Raw genomic sequence first — 15,750 nt, 5'->3', positions numbered from 1 at the left:
GGGTAGTCCGGTGCCACCGGGGCGCGGCCGCGCCCCGGTGGCACCGGACTACCCCGTCCCCGATGGAGACAAAAGGAGGGATATGCTGCGATACGCGATAGGGCAGCTCGCGCGCTTCTGCGCGCTCATGGTCGCTGTGAGCGCGATCACCTTCGCGCTGGTGGGCGCCTCGCCCATCGACCCGGTGCAGGCGAACACGGGGCAGACGGCGCTGCTCACGATGAGCGCACAGAAGCGCGAGCAGCTGGCCGAGCGCTGGGGTGTGGGCGTGCCGGTGTGGGAGCGCTACCTCGACTGGGCGGCCGATGCCGTGCACGGTGATCTCGGCGAGAGCCTGCGGTTCAACGCGCCGGTCACCGTGGTCGTGGCCGATCGGCTTGCGGGCTCGGCGCTGCTTCTGGCGAGTTCGTGGATCATATCCGGCGTTCTCGGGACGGCGCTCGGGGTCATCGCGGGCGCGATGCGCGGCGGGGTCGTCGATCGGGCGGTGCGCCTGTGGTGCTACCTGTTGTCGGCGACGCCGACGTTTTGGCTCGCCATCATCGTCCTGATGGTTTTCGCCGTATCGCTCGGCTGGTTTCCCGTGGGCTTCTCGGTGCCCATCGGCGTCTCGGCGGCGTCGGTTTCTTTTGCCGACCGCCTGCACCACCTGGTGCTGCCGGCCCTCACCCTGTCGGTGACGGGTGTGGCGAACATCGCCCTGCATACGCGCGAGAAGACCGTCGACGTGCTCGCGAGCGATTACGTGCGCTTCGCCGCCACGCGCGGCGAGGGCCGCTGGACCATCGTGGCCCGCCATGGGCTGCGCAACCTCGCCCTGCCGGCTCTCACGCTGCAGTGCTCCTCGGTGAGCGAGATCATCGGCGGATCGGTTCTCGTCGAGCAGGTGTTCTCGTATCCCGGGCTCGGCCAGGCGACCGTGACGGCGGGCCTCGGCGGCGACGCGCCGCTGCTCGTGGGGCTTGCGCTCGCCACGGCGGCCCTCGTCTTTTTCGGCAACCTCGCGGCGAACCTGCTGTACGGCCTTGTCGACCCCCGCATGAGAGGGGAGGTGGCCCGTGGACGTAGCTGATCGCCTGTCCCGGCCTGCCGCCGTCGGATACGACGTTCCGCTTCTCCATGCACCGCGTGCCCGCGCGCACGGGGGGAGTCGCCGGGCGGCGCTCGCATGGTGCGTCGGGGCGGCGCTCGTCCTTGTCGGCATCGGGCTTGCCGGCGCGGCATGCCAGGGCGCGGCGGTGGCGACCGACTTCACTGCGAAAAACCTCGCCCCCTCGCTCGCCCATCCGTTCGGGACCGACTGGATGGGCCGAGACATGCTCGCGCGGACGCTGGCGGGCCTTTCGACCTCCATCGTAATCGGGATCGTCTCAGCGGCCGTCTCGGCGGTGGTGGCGCTCGCGCTCGCCTGCGCGGCCGCCCTGGGCGGCAGGAGCGTCGATGCGCTGGTGAGCTGGCTTATCGACCTTGCGATGGGCATCCCGCACATCGTGCTGCTGATCCTTATCAGCTATGCGCTCGGGCGCGGTGCGCTCGGGGTGTGCATCGGGGTGGCCCTCACGCATTGGCCGAGCCTCACCCGCGTGCTGCGTGCCGAGATCTTGCAGCTCATGACCCAGCCGTTCATGGCGGCATCGCGCGCTCTCGGCGTCTCGCGATGCCGGCTCGCGCTCACACACGCCGTCCCCACGGTGGCGCCGCAGTTCCTCGTCGGACTCGTGCTGCTCTTCCCGCATGCGATCCTGCACGAGGCGTCCATCACGTTTCTGGGGTTCGGCCTGTCCCCGGAGATGCCGGCCATCGGCGTGATCCTCTCCGAGGCCATGGGCTACCTCACGGCGGGTGCCTGGTGGCTCGCCGTCTTCCCGGGGGCGTCGCTGCTGCTCGTGGTCCTGCTGTTCGACCGCGTCGGCGCTGGGCTGCGCCGGCTGCTCACGCCCGAGGAGGTGCAGGCATGAGGAACGATGCCGCACAGGCGCGCTCCGGCGCCCACCCGCCTGTCCATGGACCGCACGGGGACGCGGAGCTCCATCATCACCATTCGCATGCCCCGACGTCGCACCACCCGGGCAACCATCACCTGCTTTCGGTGGAGGACTTGAGCGTGTCGTTCGACATGTACGACCCCGAGGCGCCCTACTTTCGTGCCGGGCGCGTCGAGCGCGTGCAGCTGCACGACCTGACGCTGTCCGTCCACGCGGGCGAGATGCTCGCCGTCGTGGGCGCAAGCGGGTCGGGAAAGACCCTGCTTGCCGATGCGATCTTGGGGTTGTTCGAGCCGAACGCGTGCGTGCGCGGACGGATTTGGTTCGACGGTGAGCCTGTGGACGCGAGTGCGCTCGAGCGCCTGCGCGGGCACGGCATCTCGCTGGTGCCGCAGGGCGTGGCGCACCTCGACCCGCTCATGCGCGTGGGCGACCAGATCGTGGGCGCATGCCGCGGGGCCGTGCGTACGAGGCGACGTGCGCGCATGCGGGAGCTGTTGGAATCCTATGGCCTTGCCGCGGACGTGGAGCGGATGTATCCCCACGAGCTGTCGGGCGGCATGGCGCGCCGCGTGCTGCTCATCTGCGCGCTTATGGACGACCCGCGGCTGATCGTGGCCGACGAGCCGACGCCCGGGCTCGATCTGGAGCTCGCCGTGCATGCGCTCGATGACCTGCGTGCTTTCGCCGATGGTGGGGGAGGGGTTCTGCTCATCACGCATGACCTCGAGCTTGCCCTTACGGTGGCCGATCGCGTGGCGGTGTTTCACGACGGCACGATTGTGGAGGAGACGGCGACGGCGAGTTTCGATGATCCGGCGCTCCTGCGCCATCCGTTCTCGCGCGCCCTGTGGCATGCGCTGCCGGAGAATGGATTCACGATCGTTAACCCCGCGGAGTATGCCGACGCGAGCCCGGTTCGGAGCGGGGATATGGAGGAGACGGTATGAGCCTCGTTGCCCATGACATAACCTTCGCCTACCCGCAGGCATCGCCGCTTCTTCGCGGGTTCTCGCTCGAGGTCGAGCCGGGTGAGCGCGTGGCGCTCGTGGCGCTGTCTGGTGCGGGCAAGACGACGCTCTGCCGCATCCTTGCGGGGGTGCTGATGCCGCAGGCAGGGAGCGTGACGGTCGATGGCAAGGGCCATCGGGCGTATGCGGGATGTGCGCTGTCGGTGCAGCTCATCGCGCAGCATCCCGAGCTCGCGTTCGATCCGCGTATGCGTATGGGGCGCTCGCTTGCCGAGGGGGCGGTGGGTCGTTCTGTCGAGGAGGCCCTTGCCCAGGCCGAGTCCGAGGGGCTCGTCAGCGCATTCGGCATTCGGCGCGAGTGGTACGCCCGCCTTCCGCATGAGCTGTCGGGCGGCGAGCTCATGCGCTTCTGCATCGCGCGCGCCCTGCTGGCGCACCCGCGCTATCTCATCTGCGACGAGATGACGGCCATGTTGGATGCGCTCACGCAGGCAGAGGTCTGGCATGCGGTGCTCGAGATTGCCCGTGAGCGCGACATGGGGCTTGTCGTCGTGTCGCATGCGCCCGCTCTGATCGATTGCATCGCGACGCGCCGCGTTGAGCTTTAACGGCTCGGAATCGAGGTGTCTCCATCGGGGACGGGGCGGTTCGGTGCCACCGGGTCGCGGCCGCGGCCCGGTGGCACCGAACCGCCCCGTCCCCGATGGAGACACGCTCATACTCAGTAGATAAGAAAAGAGCCCCCGAAGGAGCTCATGTAAGTTCTTGGTAGCCCGTACCAGATTCGAACTGGTGATCTCCGCCTTGAGAGGGCGGCGTCCTAAACCGCTAGACGAACGGGCCGTCTGTGTTGCGCCTTTGCGCAGAAAGAATATTACGGGATGCCCCCATGGCACGCAAGCCCAAATTCTGAGAATCTTTGAGTTGTGGAGGACTTGCGAAGATGCCTGGTCTATAAGTCTAGCGTGCGGAGCATGCCGCAGCCTCATTGCCCGCGATGTCTCCATTGGGGACGGGGTAGTTTGGTGCCACCGAGATGCTGCTCGTTTCGATGGAGCTCGACAAACCCCGATGCTCTCCGTGGCAGCACATTCCGCTTCGTGTGTAGTTCCGCGATTATCCATGGCATCGCAAAAGGCGTGTGCTCGAAGCGCGATGTCGGATGCCAGCCGCAAAGCGAAACTACTGCCTGGCGGCATGCACGGTTTTGGTAATCCCAAGTGCGCTTACCGAGTAGGAGATCTGCTCGCCATCGAATTCGAAGTCCTTCGTCTCGTCCGATGAAGCCATGAGCGCCGTGCCCGTCTGCTCATGGTCGTTCTCGCTCGTCCAGGACCATGTGTCGGATGGCTCGGTGGGAGCTGGGTAGGTTCCCGCCCAGTACAGCGCGCGCGTATCTCCTCCGTCTGAAACCCAGTCTATTGTCATGACGTCGCCAGAGATCGTGAGCTCCTGCCATGAGTCAGGGTCTGATCCCTCTACTTTCCAGGTGCCGGCGAGGTCGAGCACGGCCTCCTGCTGCTCTTCTGCTTCCTGCACCGGCGCGTCTCCGCCTGCGTAGTTGCTGCCACATCCGGTGAGTCCCGCCGTGGAGGCGAGCGCCAGGCCGAGCGCTGCGGCTACACATAACCTTGTCTTCATCTGACGTTTGCTTCTTCCCTTGCGTATCGGCTCACCATGCCGGTGCCGTACAGGAAGTTGCTGGTGCATGAGCGGCTGCTTGGGGTGACGCGTCATCTCGTTGGAGGAGGGGCTCATCCGCGATGGCGCCAAACTACCCCGTCCACAATGAGGACATGAGCTGGGGACTCCATGAATCCCTCACGAGTTGAACTTTTTCAAAATTAGGGCTTGCGTATCCGGGATGCCTTCCGTAATATACTTTCTTGCGCGAAGCGGAAACGCCGAGCGCACGGAGGCGCCATTGGGATATCGTCTAATGGCAGGACAGCGGATTCTGGTTCCGTCAATGGGGGTTCGACTCCCTCTATCCCAGCCATCCACCTCATATGGCCCGTTCGTCTAGCGGTTTAGGACGCCGCCCTCTCAAGGCGGAGATCACCAGTTCGAATCTGGTACGGGCTACCAAGAACTTATATGAGCTCCTTCGGGAGCTCTTTTGCTATATCGAGGTGTCTCCATCGGGGACGGGGCGGTTCGGTGCCACCGGGTCGCGGCCGCTACCCGGTGGCACCGAACCGCCCCGTCCCCGATGGAGACACGTGATACGTCTGGATTTCTTCTCGGGGTCCATAGGGGCAACGACCGCAGGCAACGTGAGCCCTACAATAGATGGACGCGACGGCTTGATGTCCAGCGCGATAGTGATCGAGGGGGACCATGGCTGATTCCACGAATAAGAGCACGGCGAATCCGAAGGTCGTGGCGCAGCCGTCCGGTGGCGACGACCACAAGGGCGCGCGTCGCGGCGCCATCTTTATCGGTCTCGTGCTCGTGGCCTACGTTATCTATCTGGTCGTGACCGGGCAGGTTGCCCAGTTCTGGGACGCCTTGAGCAACGTCCAGACAGGCTGGGTCGTCGTGGCCTGCGTGAGCATGGTGCTCTATCTCATCTTCGGTATCGCCGCCTACGCCATCGCCGTATGGCTCGATCCGGTGAGCCCGGTGGGCATCAGGGACCTTATCTCCGTCGAGGCGAGCGGCATCTTCTTCGGCAACCTCACGCCCATGATGATGGGTTCCACACCGGCGCAGATCTACCGCCTGACGAAGGCCGGTCAGAACGTGGGCGAGGCGGGCGCCATCCAGTTCACCCGTTTCATCGTCTACCAGTTCGGCCTCGTCGCCTGGGGCGCGATCCTCATGATCGCCCGCATGCCGTTTTTCGCCAAGCAGTACGGTGATATCACGCTCATCAGCGTGTTCAGCTTCGGTGGGCACGTATGCATCCTGCTGGGCATCTTCGCCATCGCGCTCATGCCGCGCATGGTGATGCGCGTCGCCCATTGGATCATCCGCGTGCTGGAGCGCGCCGGCGTGGCGCACGAGAAGTGCGCGCGCTGGCATGAGTTCGTGAACACCGAGGTCATGTCCTTTTCCGTCAAGTTCAAGCTCGCGGCGGGGCACGTGAGCTCCATGGCGCTCACCGTGGTGATCACCATGATGCAGCTTGCCTTCTTCTATCTGGTGCCCTACTTCCTCATGCTGGCGTTCGGCCACCATGACGTCGACTTCTTCTCGGTCATGGCCGCGAGCGCCTTCGTCCAGCTGCTGTCCTCCGCCGTCCCGCTGCCGGGCGGCACGGGTGGCGCCGAGGGCGGTTTCGCGCTGTTCCTCGGCCACTTCTTCGGCAGCGCCGCGACGGCGGGCTACCTGCTGTGGCGCCTCATCACCTTTATCGCCCCGACGATCCTGGCAGCCCCGCTGCTCGGTCTCAAGAGCTCCCACAACGCGAGTATCCACGACCGCTGGGACCGGGCCATCGCGCGCTTCGGGCGCGGCCGTCGCCACGACTCCTCGCCCGCCCAGGTGGCCGCGGCAGCGTCGGCGGCGGAGACCGTCGCGCTCGAGCACGCGGAGAGCGCGGCCATCGAGCACGGCTCCACCTCCGCTGCGCCGAAGCCCTCCGAGGTCCGCGCGCGGCATCGGGGGACCCGCGTGCGCAAGGCGGAGGGCGGCATCACGGTCTCGCCGGCATCGCTTGCGAAGCGCCGTCCGCCGTCTGCCGACAGGCGCTAGGCGGGTGATCGCCAAGGTGGCGGGTACACAGGCGTCGTGCCGGATACCTGCGAGCGCGCTCGCTCCGGCGTGCTGTCGGCGCCCTTTGCCGTCGGTTGCGTGCATGTGCCTTGCAGCGGCGGTTCCGCCTGCGAAAACCTGCGGTCCGCACCGCTTTCATCCCCATGCGGGTCGCGCATATGCAGCGCGTCCCGCCCACCCAGATATCGCCGGTGCGCTTCCGGCACAAGATTCCGAAAGGTCCGATCCCGATGATTCAGATAGTTGGAGCCATTACCGCAGGCGCCGCGGCCCTCGGCGGCGCCGGGCTCACGGCCGTGGGCAACGCGCTGTTCGATTTCGCCCTGAACCCCTCCTCCAAGCGCTCTATCATGGCGCGCATCAACTCGGGTGAGGGGAGCGGGCTCGACGTGGGGGCATACGCTCAGGACCCGTTTCGCCAGGAGGCGCGCGCGTGGTTTCTCGAGGCGCGTCGCGACGCGACGGTCGAGGCGGCGCGAGGCGGCGGGGTGCTCCATGGCTGGCGCATCTGGGGTCCGGGCGTGGTGCCCTCAGATGACGGCCGCCGCTCGCCGGAGAGCCCCGACACCGCGCATCGCTACCTCATCTTGTGCCATGGCTACAGCGGGCAGCCCTCCGATCTGGCGGGCGAGGCGATGCTGGCGCATCGTGCCGGGTTCTCGGTCATCCTGCCGGCGGCGCGCGGGCACGAGCGCAACCGCGACCGGTATGTCGGCATGGGGTGGCTCGATGCCTTCGACCTGATGCGGTGGATCCAGATGATCGTCACGTTCGATCCCGAGGCGAAAATCGCGCTCTACGGCGTGTCGATGGGTGCTGCCGAGGTCATGATGGCCTCGGGCCTCGATCTGCCCCCACAGGTCCGCTGCATCGTGGAGGACTGCGGCTACACGAGCGTGTGGGACGAGCTTGCCCAGCAGATGGGCGACCTCATGCACCTGCCGGTCCACCCGCTGCTCGACGCCGCGGAGCGCGTATGCCGCGTGCGCGCGGGCTACGGGTTCAGGGAGGCGAGCGCGGTCGACCGCCTGCGCCGGGCACGCGTCCCGATGCTGTTCATCCATGGGACCGCCGACACGTTCGTGCCGTATCGGATGCTCGATGAGCTCTATGATGCCTGCGCGAGCGAGGTGAAGGAGAAGGTCTCCTTCGAGGGCGCGGGACACGGGGCCAGCTCCCAGAGCGACCCCGGTCGCTACTGGGAGACGGTGAGCGGTTTCCTCTTCCGCTATCTGTAACGCTATCTGTGGCCAAAATGAGGCGGCGGGCCTGTCAGGGCGATTGCCCCGGGACAGGCCCGCCGTTAGGCATTTCGGCTCTCCTACAGCGAGCGCAGGCACTCCACAGGGTCGAGCTTCGCGGCGCGGCGCGCCGGATACCAGCCGAAGATGAGGCCGATGGCGATGCTCAGCCCCACGGCGGCTGCGATGGCCTCGGGAGAGATCTGGGGCGTCAACGTTGCCGTGGCCCCCGGTGTCGTCATGCCCATGCTGCCGAGCAGCCCGAGTGCCGAGGCGATGGCGGAGAGTCCCCAGGAGAGCAGATAGCCGATGACGGTGCCCAGGATGCCGCCGGCCACGCAGACCACGGCGGACTCCATGAGGAACTGCAGCGTGATGTCGCGGCGCGTGGCCCCGAGCGCGCGGCGCACGCCGATCTCGCGGATGCGCTCGGTCACGTTCGTGAGCATCATGTTCATGATGCCGATGCCGCCCACCAGAAGCGAGATGCCGGCGACGGCGCCCATGATGAGGGAGAACGAGTTCATGAACCCGCTCATGGTGTCCACCGTCGACTTCATGGAGTAGACGTACACGTTGTCGGCAATGTTCTCCTCATCGATTCCCATCACCTTCGCGACCTGTTGCATGGTCGTCTCCACGATGGCGTCCATGTCGGTGCCCTCGCGCGCCAGACCGGTTACGGTCGACAGATAGGGGTAGCCCATGCTGAAGTCATCGAGGCAGGTCTGCAGCGGTGTGTAGACGCTGATGTAGACGTTCTCGGTGCCCGTCGAGCTCGCGGGCATCTTTTCGTCGACGCCCACGATCTGGTAGTCGTGGCTGCCGAGCCTGATCGACTTGCCCACGACCTGGGCGTCCGGGGTGCCGAAGAACGCCTGCACTCCCGACTTGTCGAGGATGATGACGCGGGCGGCCGCCTGCTCCTCGGCCGAGGTGAACATGCGACCCTCGGCGAGCTTGACCTCGCCGGTCATCTCCAGGTAGGCGGAGTCCGCGCCGCGGATGTTCGCGTCGACCGTACAGTTCGATCCCTGCGCCTGGGTGTAGCCGTAGGCCGACCCCTCGAGTGCCTCGTATTCGGGCATGAGCCGGGCGATGTCGGCGACGTCGTCGGTATCCATGGGGTAGCTGCACGAGATCTGGACGGTGCGTGCGGCGTTCAGGCCGAGGCCCGAGATGAGCGAGTTTCGCACGCCGCCGATGAGCGAGGTCATGGCGATGACGGCGGCGATGCCGATGACGATGCCGAGGATGGTGAGCAGGCTGCGGCCCCGGTTTGATTCGAGCGAGCGCAGGGCCTCGCGGATGAGGTCACGTATGCTCATCGGGTCGCCTCCTTCTGCCTGGTGTCCGCTGCCGCCATGACGACTTCGGGCACTTCGTCGTAGGGCGCGTCACCATGGTAGATGCGGCCGTCGCGGATGGTGACCATGCGGTCGGCCTCCGCGGCGACGTGCGCGTCGTGGGTGATGAGGACGATGGTCTTGCCGGCGTCTTTCAGCCGGTGGAAGGTCTGCATGACTAAGGCGCCGGTGTGGGAGTCGAGGTTGCCGGTCGGCTCGTCGGCCAAGATGATAGCGGGGTCGTTCACCAGAGCGCGGGCGATGGCCACGCGCTGCATCTGGCCGCCGGACAGCTCGTTTACGCGATGGTCGAAGTGGCCCACGTCGAGCGCCACCGCATGCAGGGCGTGCACGGCGCGCCGCTCTCGCTCATGCCGCGGGCAATCGGTGTAGGCGAGCGGCAGCATGACGTTCTCGAGCACCGACAGGCGCGGCAGGAGGTTGAAGCTCTGGAACACGAAGCCAATCTCGTGCGCCCGCACCTCGGCGAGCTCGTCGTCGGTGAGCTCCGCCACGTTCAGGCCAGAGAGCCGGTAGGTCCCGGCGGTGGGCGTGTCGAGGCAGCCTAGGATGTTCATGAGCGTAGACTTGCCTGAACCCGAGGGGCCGATGATCGCCACGAACTCACCTGCCTCGACGCGAAAGTCGATGCCGTGAAGGATGTGGGCGAGGCCCGCCTCGGACTCGAAGATGCGGTGGATGCCCTGCATCTCGATGACGGGCGTCATGATGCGCTCGCAGCCATGTCCGTCATCGAGAGGTCCATGGAGCCGCCCGAGATGATCAGGATGTCGCCGTCGGATATCGGCGCCGGCGCGAGTCCGTTGCCCTCATCTGGAGCGTTCGGGTCGCCCGGCGCGGCCCCGTCGGCGGCGCCCACGACGGCGAAGTTCTCGTTTCGGGCCGCGACCTCGACGTCGCGGCGCTCGGCGGCATGCGTCTCGGGGTCGGTCTCCACCATGACGTAGTAGCTTGCCCCGTCATCGGTCAGAAGCGCCATCGGCGAGACCATCACGACGTTGTCGAGCTGCTGGGTGACGATGCTCACCTGCGCAGTCATGCCCGGCTTCAGGCGCGGGTCGGGTTCGGGGATGAGGATGTCGACCGCGAAGGTGACCGAGCTCTGCCCGGTGTACATGTCGACGCTGCCCGAGCCCGACGCGACCGATGCGATGTTTTGGACCGTGCCCTGCAAGACGATGTCCTCGAAGGCCGGGAAGGTGACGGTGGCCGTCTGGCCCTGGGCCACGCTCGCGATGTCCTGCTCGCTCACCTGGATGGTGACCTTCATCTGGGAGAGGTCGGCGATTTGCATGAGGGAGCCGGCGCTGCCGCCCTCGCCGCCACCTAGGGGCGAGGCGCCCACCTGCGCGTTCATGACGACGACGCTACCGGAGAGCGGGGAGGTGACCTGGCGCTCGTTCGCCTTGGCCACCGCCTGGTCAAGGGCCGCCTGGGCGCTCTCGACGCCGCGCTCAGCTGCGCTGACGGCATCTTCCGCCGCCTGGGTATCGACCTCGACGACGACGTCCGTGCCGCCCGGTGCGGGCGCGGCGTCCGTGGTTGCACCCGCGCTGTCGAGCAACTGGATATCGCTTCCGTCCGTCTGCGCCTGCGCCTGCGCCTGCGCGGTCTGGAGCGCGAGCTCGTCGGCGCGCGCCTGGGCGGCCCGCGCCTCTTGTGCCTGGGCGTAGGCGTCGTCGCGTGCGCGGCGAGCGGAAGCGAGGCTCTCTTGAGCCGCCTCGAGGTTGCGCTTCGCATCCTCGACGGCCAAGTCGAGGTCGGGGTTGTCGATCACCATGAGCAGGTCGCCCTCGGCGACCTGCTGGCCGGCAGCGACGCGGATCTCGGAGATGGTGCCGTCGACGGTGGGGGTGATCACGACGGAGGAGAGCGGCTCGAGCGAGCCGGAGGCGTCCACGGCATCGATATAGCTGCCCGCCATGGCCATCTCGGTCACGGGCTCCGCGACCGTCTCGGGCTCCTGCGTCAAGACGTTCACCGCAACGACACCGGCGATGATGACCGCCGCGACGATGCCCGCCGCGATGCCTCGGCGGATGAGCTTCTTGCGCCGGCGTTCGGCCCGGCGCTGCTTCAGCTGGTCGTACACCTGGGCATCGGTTGCACTCAAGCCCTCGGGCGAGGCGGTGTCGGGCGTCAGGGTCTCCAGCGCGTCGCGGGCGGGGGCTGCGGGCGTGGTGTCGTCGGTCATGATCTCCCTCGATTCGGTCGGGGTGCATTCGGTGAGCGTTGTGATTCAGCATACGCAGGAACTGTCACGGTTCTGTCATGCCGGCGGGGCGAATCTGCGAACGGTATGGAATCGCCTGGTGGGTAAGTAGGGTGCTGCGTGTCCGCTTTGGCTGCTGCAAGACACCGCGACGCCTCGTGCCAGTGGGCGGGGCGTCGTTTTTGGCCTGCAGGGGCGGTCCGGGATGGCGGCAGGTTCGCTCCTGAAACCTCGAGGGCCCACTTTCAGTACTTTTTTGCGGGCACATGCTCAAGAGGACGTTGCTCAGCGGCAACGCGTTCAATAAAACCGCAGGTAGAACCTAGTGTCCATTCTGGTCATCTGGCATGCTTGACGGCAGGGCCTGAAAAAAGTACTGAAAGTGGGCCCTCGAGGATCTGCGGGTGTCTGGAACGGGAGGCTCCAAGCCTGGTTCGCGCTGTCCGCGGCGCCGCGCGGTCGACGCACGGCGCCGCGTGCCCGCCGGAGAGCTCATTTCCGTCGCCGGCGGGCCCCGCCTCGGGCGAACGCTGAAATCCTTTGGCCGGCGGTTCCCTAGATCGCTTCCTCGCGCAGGGCGTCGACGATGCTCGATGCGCGGTTCACCTGCAAGGCGTAGGCGACGCTGATCAGGATGACCACGATGACCAGGGCAGCGGCGGCAAGCAGGTTCGCCCAGGGCACCACGGGCGTAAACGTCGTGAACGACGAGGACATGGAGGCTGCGATGGCGAGGTCGACAGCTCCCGCCAGGACGATGCCGAGCACGAGGCCGCGCAGCGCGTAGCTCGCGCACTCGTAGGCGATCATGCGCCGGAAGCTGCGGGCACCCATGCCGATGGAGCGGAGCACCGCGAACTCATGCCGCCTCAAGATGAGTGAGTTCGTGAGCGTGTTGAAGACGTTCGCGACGGCGATAAGGCCGCAGATGGCGGTGAAGCAGTAGATGAAGGTCTGGACGGTCTCGGACATCATGCGCGTTTGCTGCTTGGTCTGGGCGGTGTTGTTGTACTGGCAATCGAGTTCGGGAAAGGATGCGGCGACATCATCGAAGGCGTCTTCGAACCGGGACGCCGCCGCGGCGTCGCCCGCTGTCGTGAAATCCATCTGCGCGTCGGCAAACCCCATGTTCTCGGCGAGCGCGATGGCGGAGGCGGGCAGCAGGATGTGCAGCGTGCTCGTATGCGTTGTGATGCCCGCAGGGGCCCTGTCCGCAAGCGCGCCGACTTCGATGGCGTCCCGGGTGGCGACGGCCTCGTCGAGCGGGACCATCTGCTCCGATCCGTCCGGGGCGCTGTACCAGACGCACGGGTTTCCGGCGTCATCCGATACGACGCCGCCGACGAACAGGCCGTCTTTCGAATCAAAGGTCAGGGCGTCGATCGCACCGGGACCCGCGAGCGGGGAGTAGCTGCCGTACGTGCCGCCTTCGCTGCGATCGTATTCGTTCAGGGCTATGGCGCGCGGATGCGCGGGGTCTTCGAACTGGGCGGCATCGAGTCCAAGCGAGGCGACGTAGCTGCTCCAGGTGGCGTCGTCGATGAAGTCGACGTACACCGGGCCGGACCAGCTGCCGTCGGCGAGCAGGACGCCGAAGAAACCCCGCGATGCGTCCGAGACCATGTCGGTGGGCACGACGATATCCGACACGTAGGAGGTGTGGTAGCCCATCGACTCCGCGCCGTCGAGCGCCCGGGCGTCCGCGTCGAGGCGCGCCAGGGTATCCTGCAGCGCGGCCCCGTTGACGTTGCCGTCGTCGCGCAGCAGCGGGCCTGAGCCCGTGTCGGCGCTCGTGGCGTCGATGCGTACGGACAGGTCGATGCTGCCCGCCGTATCGAGAGCGGTGCCGCTTGCGTAGCCGAGCGTCTCGCCGATGATGCCCGCGATGATGAGAAGCGCGACCGAGATGCCGAGCGCGGCGACCGTGACGCGCCCCTTGGAGGATGCGCGGGCGAGGTTGCGGTGCGCGATGAACCCCGGAACGCCGCAGATGCGATACGCCAGGTCATGTGGACGCACGCCCGTTCCCATGCCCGCCGTAGTACCCCTGCGCCGGCGCAGACGCGCCTGGCGCCCGAGCTTCACGTCCTGCGTCTGGCGGATGGCGTCCACCGCGGACACGCGGCTCGCGCGGCGCGCGGGCACCCATGCGCTGATGAGCACGGTGACGAGGGCGAGCAGGGCGGCGATGCCGATAGCGGCGGGGCTTGCGCTCACCTGCACGCTCATGCCGTAGGCGTCGACGTCGAACATGGCGGCGAGCCCCGTGCCGGTCAGCTGGAAGACGGCGTAGCAGCCCGCCATGCCGAGCACGATGCCGATGGGGATGCCGATGACAGCCAAGATCAGGGCCTCGGTGAGCACGCAGCGGCGCAGCTGCCGCCTGCTCGCCCCGAGCGACGCCAGAAGGCCGAACATCTTCGTGCGCTCCGCCACCGAGATGGCGAACGAATTGTAGACGAGCGAGACGCCGGCGATGACGATGACCGCGGAGAGCACCGCGGCGATCTGGTAGAGCGTGTTCCAGATCTCGGAGCCGCCCGTGACGCCCTGCCAACGCAACAGCGCGTTGTGCGTGGTGGCCTTCCCGGTGCTGTCGGTGGCCGCGTGCGAGAGCTCGTCGGCAAGCGCCGGGGCGTCGTTCGGGTTCCAGACGGTGATGAGGGAGAAGACGCAGGTGGCGGGGGAGTCGTCTGCCAGCGCCGCCGCCGCTTCGCCGCCCGTGGCGCTCACGTAGGCGCTGTTGCCCTGGAGCGCCCGGGTTCCGGAGTAGCCGTAGGCGCGGTAGAAGCCCACGACGGTGAGGTCGAGGCGCCCGAGGTCCGCGGTGAAGCTCTGGGTGGCCTCGGCCTCATCGAAATAGGCGCCGCTGCGCGATGTGCCGTCGATGGCTTGCTCCGTCGGGTCATGGTCGGAACCCAAAAGGGTAACCGTGCGCGTGCCCAGCTGCATCGAGATGCCGCTTCCGACCTCAAGGGGACCGCTCGCCTCGATACCGCATGGCTCGAGGTTTGCGCCTTCCAGATAGTGGGGGAGCACGACCTCGCCGGCTGCCCGCGGGGCTCGGCCGCTCGTGATCTCGGGGGCCGGGAGGATCTCTTCGTCAGCGGGGTTTTGAGGCCAGGTCTTGACGAACAGCCACTGGCCGAAATCGGCGGCATTCGCCTCGCCGAGCTCGACGGCGCCGAGCTCGGTCACCTCGATGTGGTCGCGCACGCGGGCGTCGCCCTCGAGGCCGGACAGCGCGTCCGCCGTGATCGAGGGCGCCTCGACCTGCCAGGCGCCCTCGTCGATGGCGGTCCTTCGGTACAGCATGTCGCTCATGCTCACGACGGTGGTCAGCACCGCGCAGATAAGGGCGCAGGACAGGGCGATGCCGATGATGGAGACGACGGTGCGCGTGCGGTTGCGCGCAAGCGAGCGGAGTGCGAAGCGGGAGAACACGGACATGCTCAGCGCCTCCTCTCGTCGCGCACGAGGCGCCCGTCCTCGATGGCGAGGACGCGGTCGGCCAGAAGCGCGATGTCCTCGTCGTGGGTGATGACGATGAGCGTCTGCTTGAGCTGGCGGTTCGAGTCGCGCAGCAGGCGCATGATGTCGGCGGAGTTCTTCGAATCGAGGTTGCCGGTCGGCTCGTCGGCGAGCACGACGGCGGGCGCGTTCATGAGGGCGCGGCCGATGGCGACGCGCTGCTGCTGGCCGCCGGAAAGCTGGTTGGGCAGGTAGTGCTCGCGACCCTCGAGCCCCAAGGCGTGCGTGAGCATCGCCAGGCGCTCGCGGTTGGGCTCGCGTCCGTCCATGAGCACGGGCAGCGTCATGTTCTCCACGACGTCGAGCACCGGGACGAGGTTGTAGAACTGGTAGACGAGGCCCACCTCGCGGCGGCGGAACACGGCGAGCTGCTCGTCGGTGCGCTCGAAGATGTCAGCGCCCTGCAGGCGGACGGTGCCCGACGTCGGGCGGTCGACGCCGCCCATCAGGTGCAGCAGGGTCGATTTTCCCGAGCCCGAGCTGCCCACGATGGCGACGAACTCGCCGGCGTCCACGGTGAAGCTCACGTCGTCGAGCGCGCGCACGGCGGTGTCGCCGTGCCCGTACACCTTCGTGAGATGCTCTACGCGCAATAGGTTCATAGCTGGCCTTTCCGTTGCGGCCGATAGGTCACCTACGATAGTGGACGGCGCGCCTTGCGCGCACGTGACCCGCACATGACGGTTTTGTCACGCAGGAGTACGGCTGTCGGGGTCTCGCGGA

Annotated in this window: 12 protein-coding genes and 3 tRNA genes; 8 read left to right on the top strand and 7 right to left on the bottom strand. The window is 67.1% G+C overall.

The annotated features are described in order from the left end of the window. Positions 1–82 precede the first annotated feature (82 nt). From H6A21_RS07700 to H6A21_RS07685, 4 genes are read left to right on the top strand one after another with little or no spacing between them, the layout of a single operon-like run. A complete protein-coding gene (locus H6A21_RS07700; RefSeq protein WP_204562170.1) occupies positions 83–1,072 on the top strand; it encodes an ABC transporter permease in 990 nt (329 codons plus the stop codon). Continuing rightward, positions 1,059–1,958, top strand: a complete 900-nt coding sequence (locus H6A21_RS07695) for an ABC transporter permease (RefSeq protein WP_342636084.1) — start codon at positions 1,059–1,061, stop codon at positions 1,956–1,958. The genes H6A21_RS07700 and H6A21_RS07695 overlap by 14 nt, the downstream gene beginning before the upstream one ends. Next, on the top strand, positions 1,955–2,935 hold the full coding sequence (locus H6A21_RS07690; protein WP_204562169.1) for an ATP-binding cassette domain-containing protein: 981 nt from the start codon (positions 1,955–1,957) through the stop codon (positions 2,933–2,935). The genes H6A21_RS07695 and H6A21_RS07690 overlap by 4 nt, the downstream gene beginning before the upstream one ends. Next, entirely contained in the window at positions 2,932–3,564 is a 633-nt protein-coding gene (locus H6A21_RS07685) for an ABC transporter ATP-binding protein (protein ID WP_204562168.1), read from the top strand. Before H6A21_RS07690 ends, H6A21_RS07685 begins: the two co-directional genes overlap by 4 nt. A gap of 158 nt (positions 3,565–3,722) precedes the next feature. Here the strand turns inward: H6A21_RS07685 and H6A21_RS07680 are convergent. Together H6A21_RS07680 and H6A21_RS07675 are read right to left on the bottom strand one after the other, a co-directional pair. Further along, positions 3,723–3,799, bottom strand: a tRNA-Glu gene (locus H6A21_RS07680). 339 nt (positions 3,800–4,138) lie between these two features. Continuing rightward, complete coding sequence (locus H6A21_RS07675) at positions 4,139–4,597, bottom strand: hypothetical protein (protein WP_204562167.1); 459 nt, start codon at positions 4,595–4,597, stop codon at positions 4,139–4,141. A gap of 284 nt (positions 4,598–4,881) precedes the next feature. Between H6A21_RS07675 and H6A21_RS07670 the strand changes: the two genes are divergently transcribed. From H6A21_RS07670 to H6A21_RS07655, 4 genes are all read left to right on the top strand, one after another. Beyond that, positions 4,882–4,955: transfer RNA gene (locus tag H6A21_RS07670), tRNA-Gln, on the top strand. Positions 4,956–4,967: 12 nt separating this feature from the next. Continuing rightward, a tRNA-Glu gene (locus H6A21_RS07665) sits at positions 4,968–5,044 on the top strand. Positions 5,045–5,296: 252 nt separating this feature from the next. Then, entirely contained in the window at positions 5,297–6,655 is a 1,359-nt protein-coding gene (locus tag H6A21_RS07660; protein WP_204562166.1) for a lysylphosphatidylglycerol synthase transmembrane domain-containing protein, read from the top strand. 251 nt (positions 6,656–6,906) lie between these two features. Continuing rightward, on the top strand, positions 6,907–7,914 hold the full coding sequence (locus H6A21_RS07655; protein ID WP_204562165.1) for an alpha/beta hydrolase: 1,008 nt from the start codon (positions 6,907–6,909) through the stop codon (positions 7,912–7,914). An 83-nt stretch (positions 7,915–7,997) separates the two neighbouring features. On the opposite strand, the gene H6A21_RS07650 is transcribed toward H6A21_RS07655, so the two are convergent. From H6A21_RS07650 to H6A21_RS07630, 5 genes are all read right to left on the bottom strand, one after another. Continuing rightward, entirely contained in the window at positions 7,998–9,245 is a 1,248-nt protein-coding gene (locus H6A21_RS07650) for an ABC transporter permease (RefSeq protein ID WP_204562164.1), read from the bottom strand. Continuing rightward, entirely contained in the window at positions 9,242–9,991 is a 750-nt protein-coding gene (locus H6A21_RS07645; protein WP_204562163.1) for an ABC transporter ATP-binding protein, read from the bottom strand. Before H6A21_RS07645 ends, H6A21_RS07650 begins: the two co-directional genes overlap by 4 nt. Further along, a complete protein-coding gene (locus H6A21_RS07640; RefSeq protein ID WP_204562162.1) occupies positions 9,988–11,478 on the bottom strand; it encodes an efflux RND transporter periplasmic adaptor subunit in 1,491 nt (496 codons plus the stop codon). The genes H6A21_RS07645 and H6A21_RS07640 overlap by 4 nt, the downstream gene beginning before the upstream one ends. 573 nt (positions 11,479–12,051) lie before the next feature. After that, positions 12,052–14,946 (bottom strand): ABC transporter permease, encoded by a 2,895-nt coding sequence (locus H6A21_RS07635; protein WP_204562161.1) that lies wholly within the window; start codon positions 14,944–14,946, stop codon positions 12,052–12,054. A 2-nt stretch (positions 14,947–14,948) separates the two neighbouring features. After that, the gene (locus H6A21_RS07630) at positions 14,949–15,629 is read right to left on the bottom strand and encodes an ABC transporter ATP-binding protein (protein ID WP_204562160.1); all 681 of its coding nucleotides are present in this window, start codon (positions 15,627–15,629) and stop codon (positions 14,949–14,951) included. Positions 15,630–15,750 lie beyond the last annotated feature (121 nt).

This window comes from Collinsella tanakaei (genome assembly GCF_016902615.1).
Lineage (GTDB): Bacteria > Actinomycetota > Coriobacteriia > Coriobacteriales > Coriobacteriaceae > Collinsella > Collinsella tanakaei_A.
This window is presented reverse-complemented; position numbering and strand designations above follow the sequence as displayed.

Excerpts from the sequence above, each read along its gene's own strand:
- H6A21_RS07635 (WP_204562161.1), bottom strand. The coding sequence starts at position 14,946 with ATGTCCGTGTTCTCCCGCTTCGCACTCCGCTCGCTTGCGCGCAACCGC.
- H6A21_RS07630 (WP_204562160.1), bottom strand. The coding sequence starts at position 15,629 with ATGAACCTATTGCGCGTAGAGCATCTCACGAAGGTGTACGGGCACGGC.
- H6A21_RS07640 (WP_204562162.1), bottom strand. The coding sequence starts at position 11,478 with ATGACCGACGACACCACGCCCGCAGCCCCCGCCCGCGACGCGCTGGAG.
- H6A21_RS07685 (WP_204562168.1), top strand. The coding sequence starts at position 2,932 with ATGAGCCTCGTTGCCCATGACATAACCTTCGCCTACCCGCAGGCATCG.
- H6A21_RS07690 (WP_204562169.1), top strand. The coding sequence starts at position 1,955 with ATGAGGAACGATGCCGCACAGGCGCGCTCCGGCGCCCACCCGCCTGTC.
- H6A21_RS07650 (WP_204562164.1), bottom strand. The coding sequence starts at position 9,245 with ATGAGCATACGTGACCTCATCCGCGAGGCCCTGCGCTCGCTCGAATCA.
- H6A21_RS07675 (WP_204562167.1), bottom strand. The coding sequence starts at position 4,597 with ATGAAGACAAGGTTATGTGTAGCCGCAGCGCTCGGCCTGGCGCTCGCC.
- H6A21_RS07645 (WP_204562163.1), bottom strand. The coding sequence starts at position 9,991 with ATGACGCCCGTCATCGAGATGCAGGGCATCCACCGCATCTTCGAGTCC.
- H6A21_RS07660 (WP_204562166.1), top strand. The coding sequence starts at position 5,297 with ATGGCTGATTCCACGAATAAGAGCACGGCGAATCCGAAGGTCGTGGCG.
- H6A21_RS07700 (WP_204562170.1), top strand. The coding sequence starts at position 83 with ATGCTGCGATACGCGATAGGGCAGCTCGCGCGCTTCTGCGCGCTCATG.
- H6A21_RS07655 (WP_204562165.1), top strand. The coding sequence starts at position 6,907 with ATGATTCAGATAGTTGGAGCCATTACCGCAGGCGCCGCGGCCCTCGGC.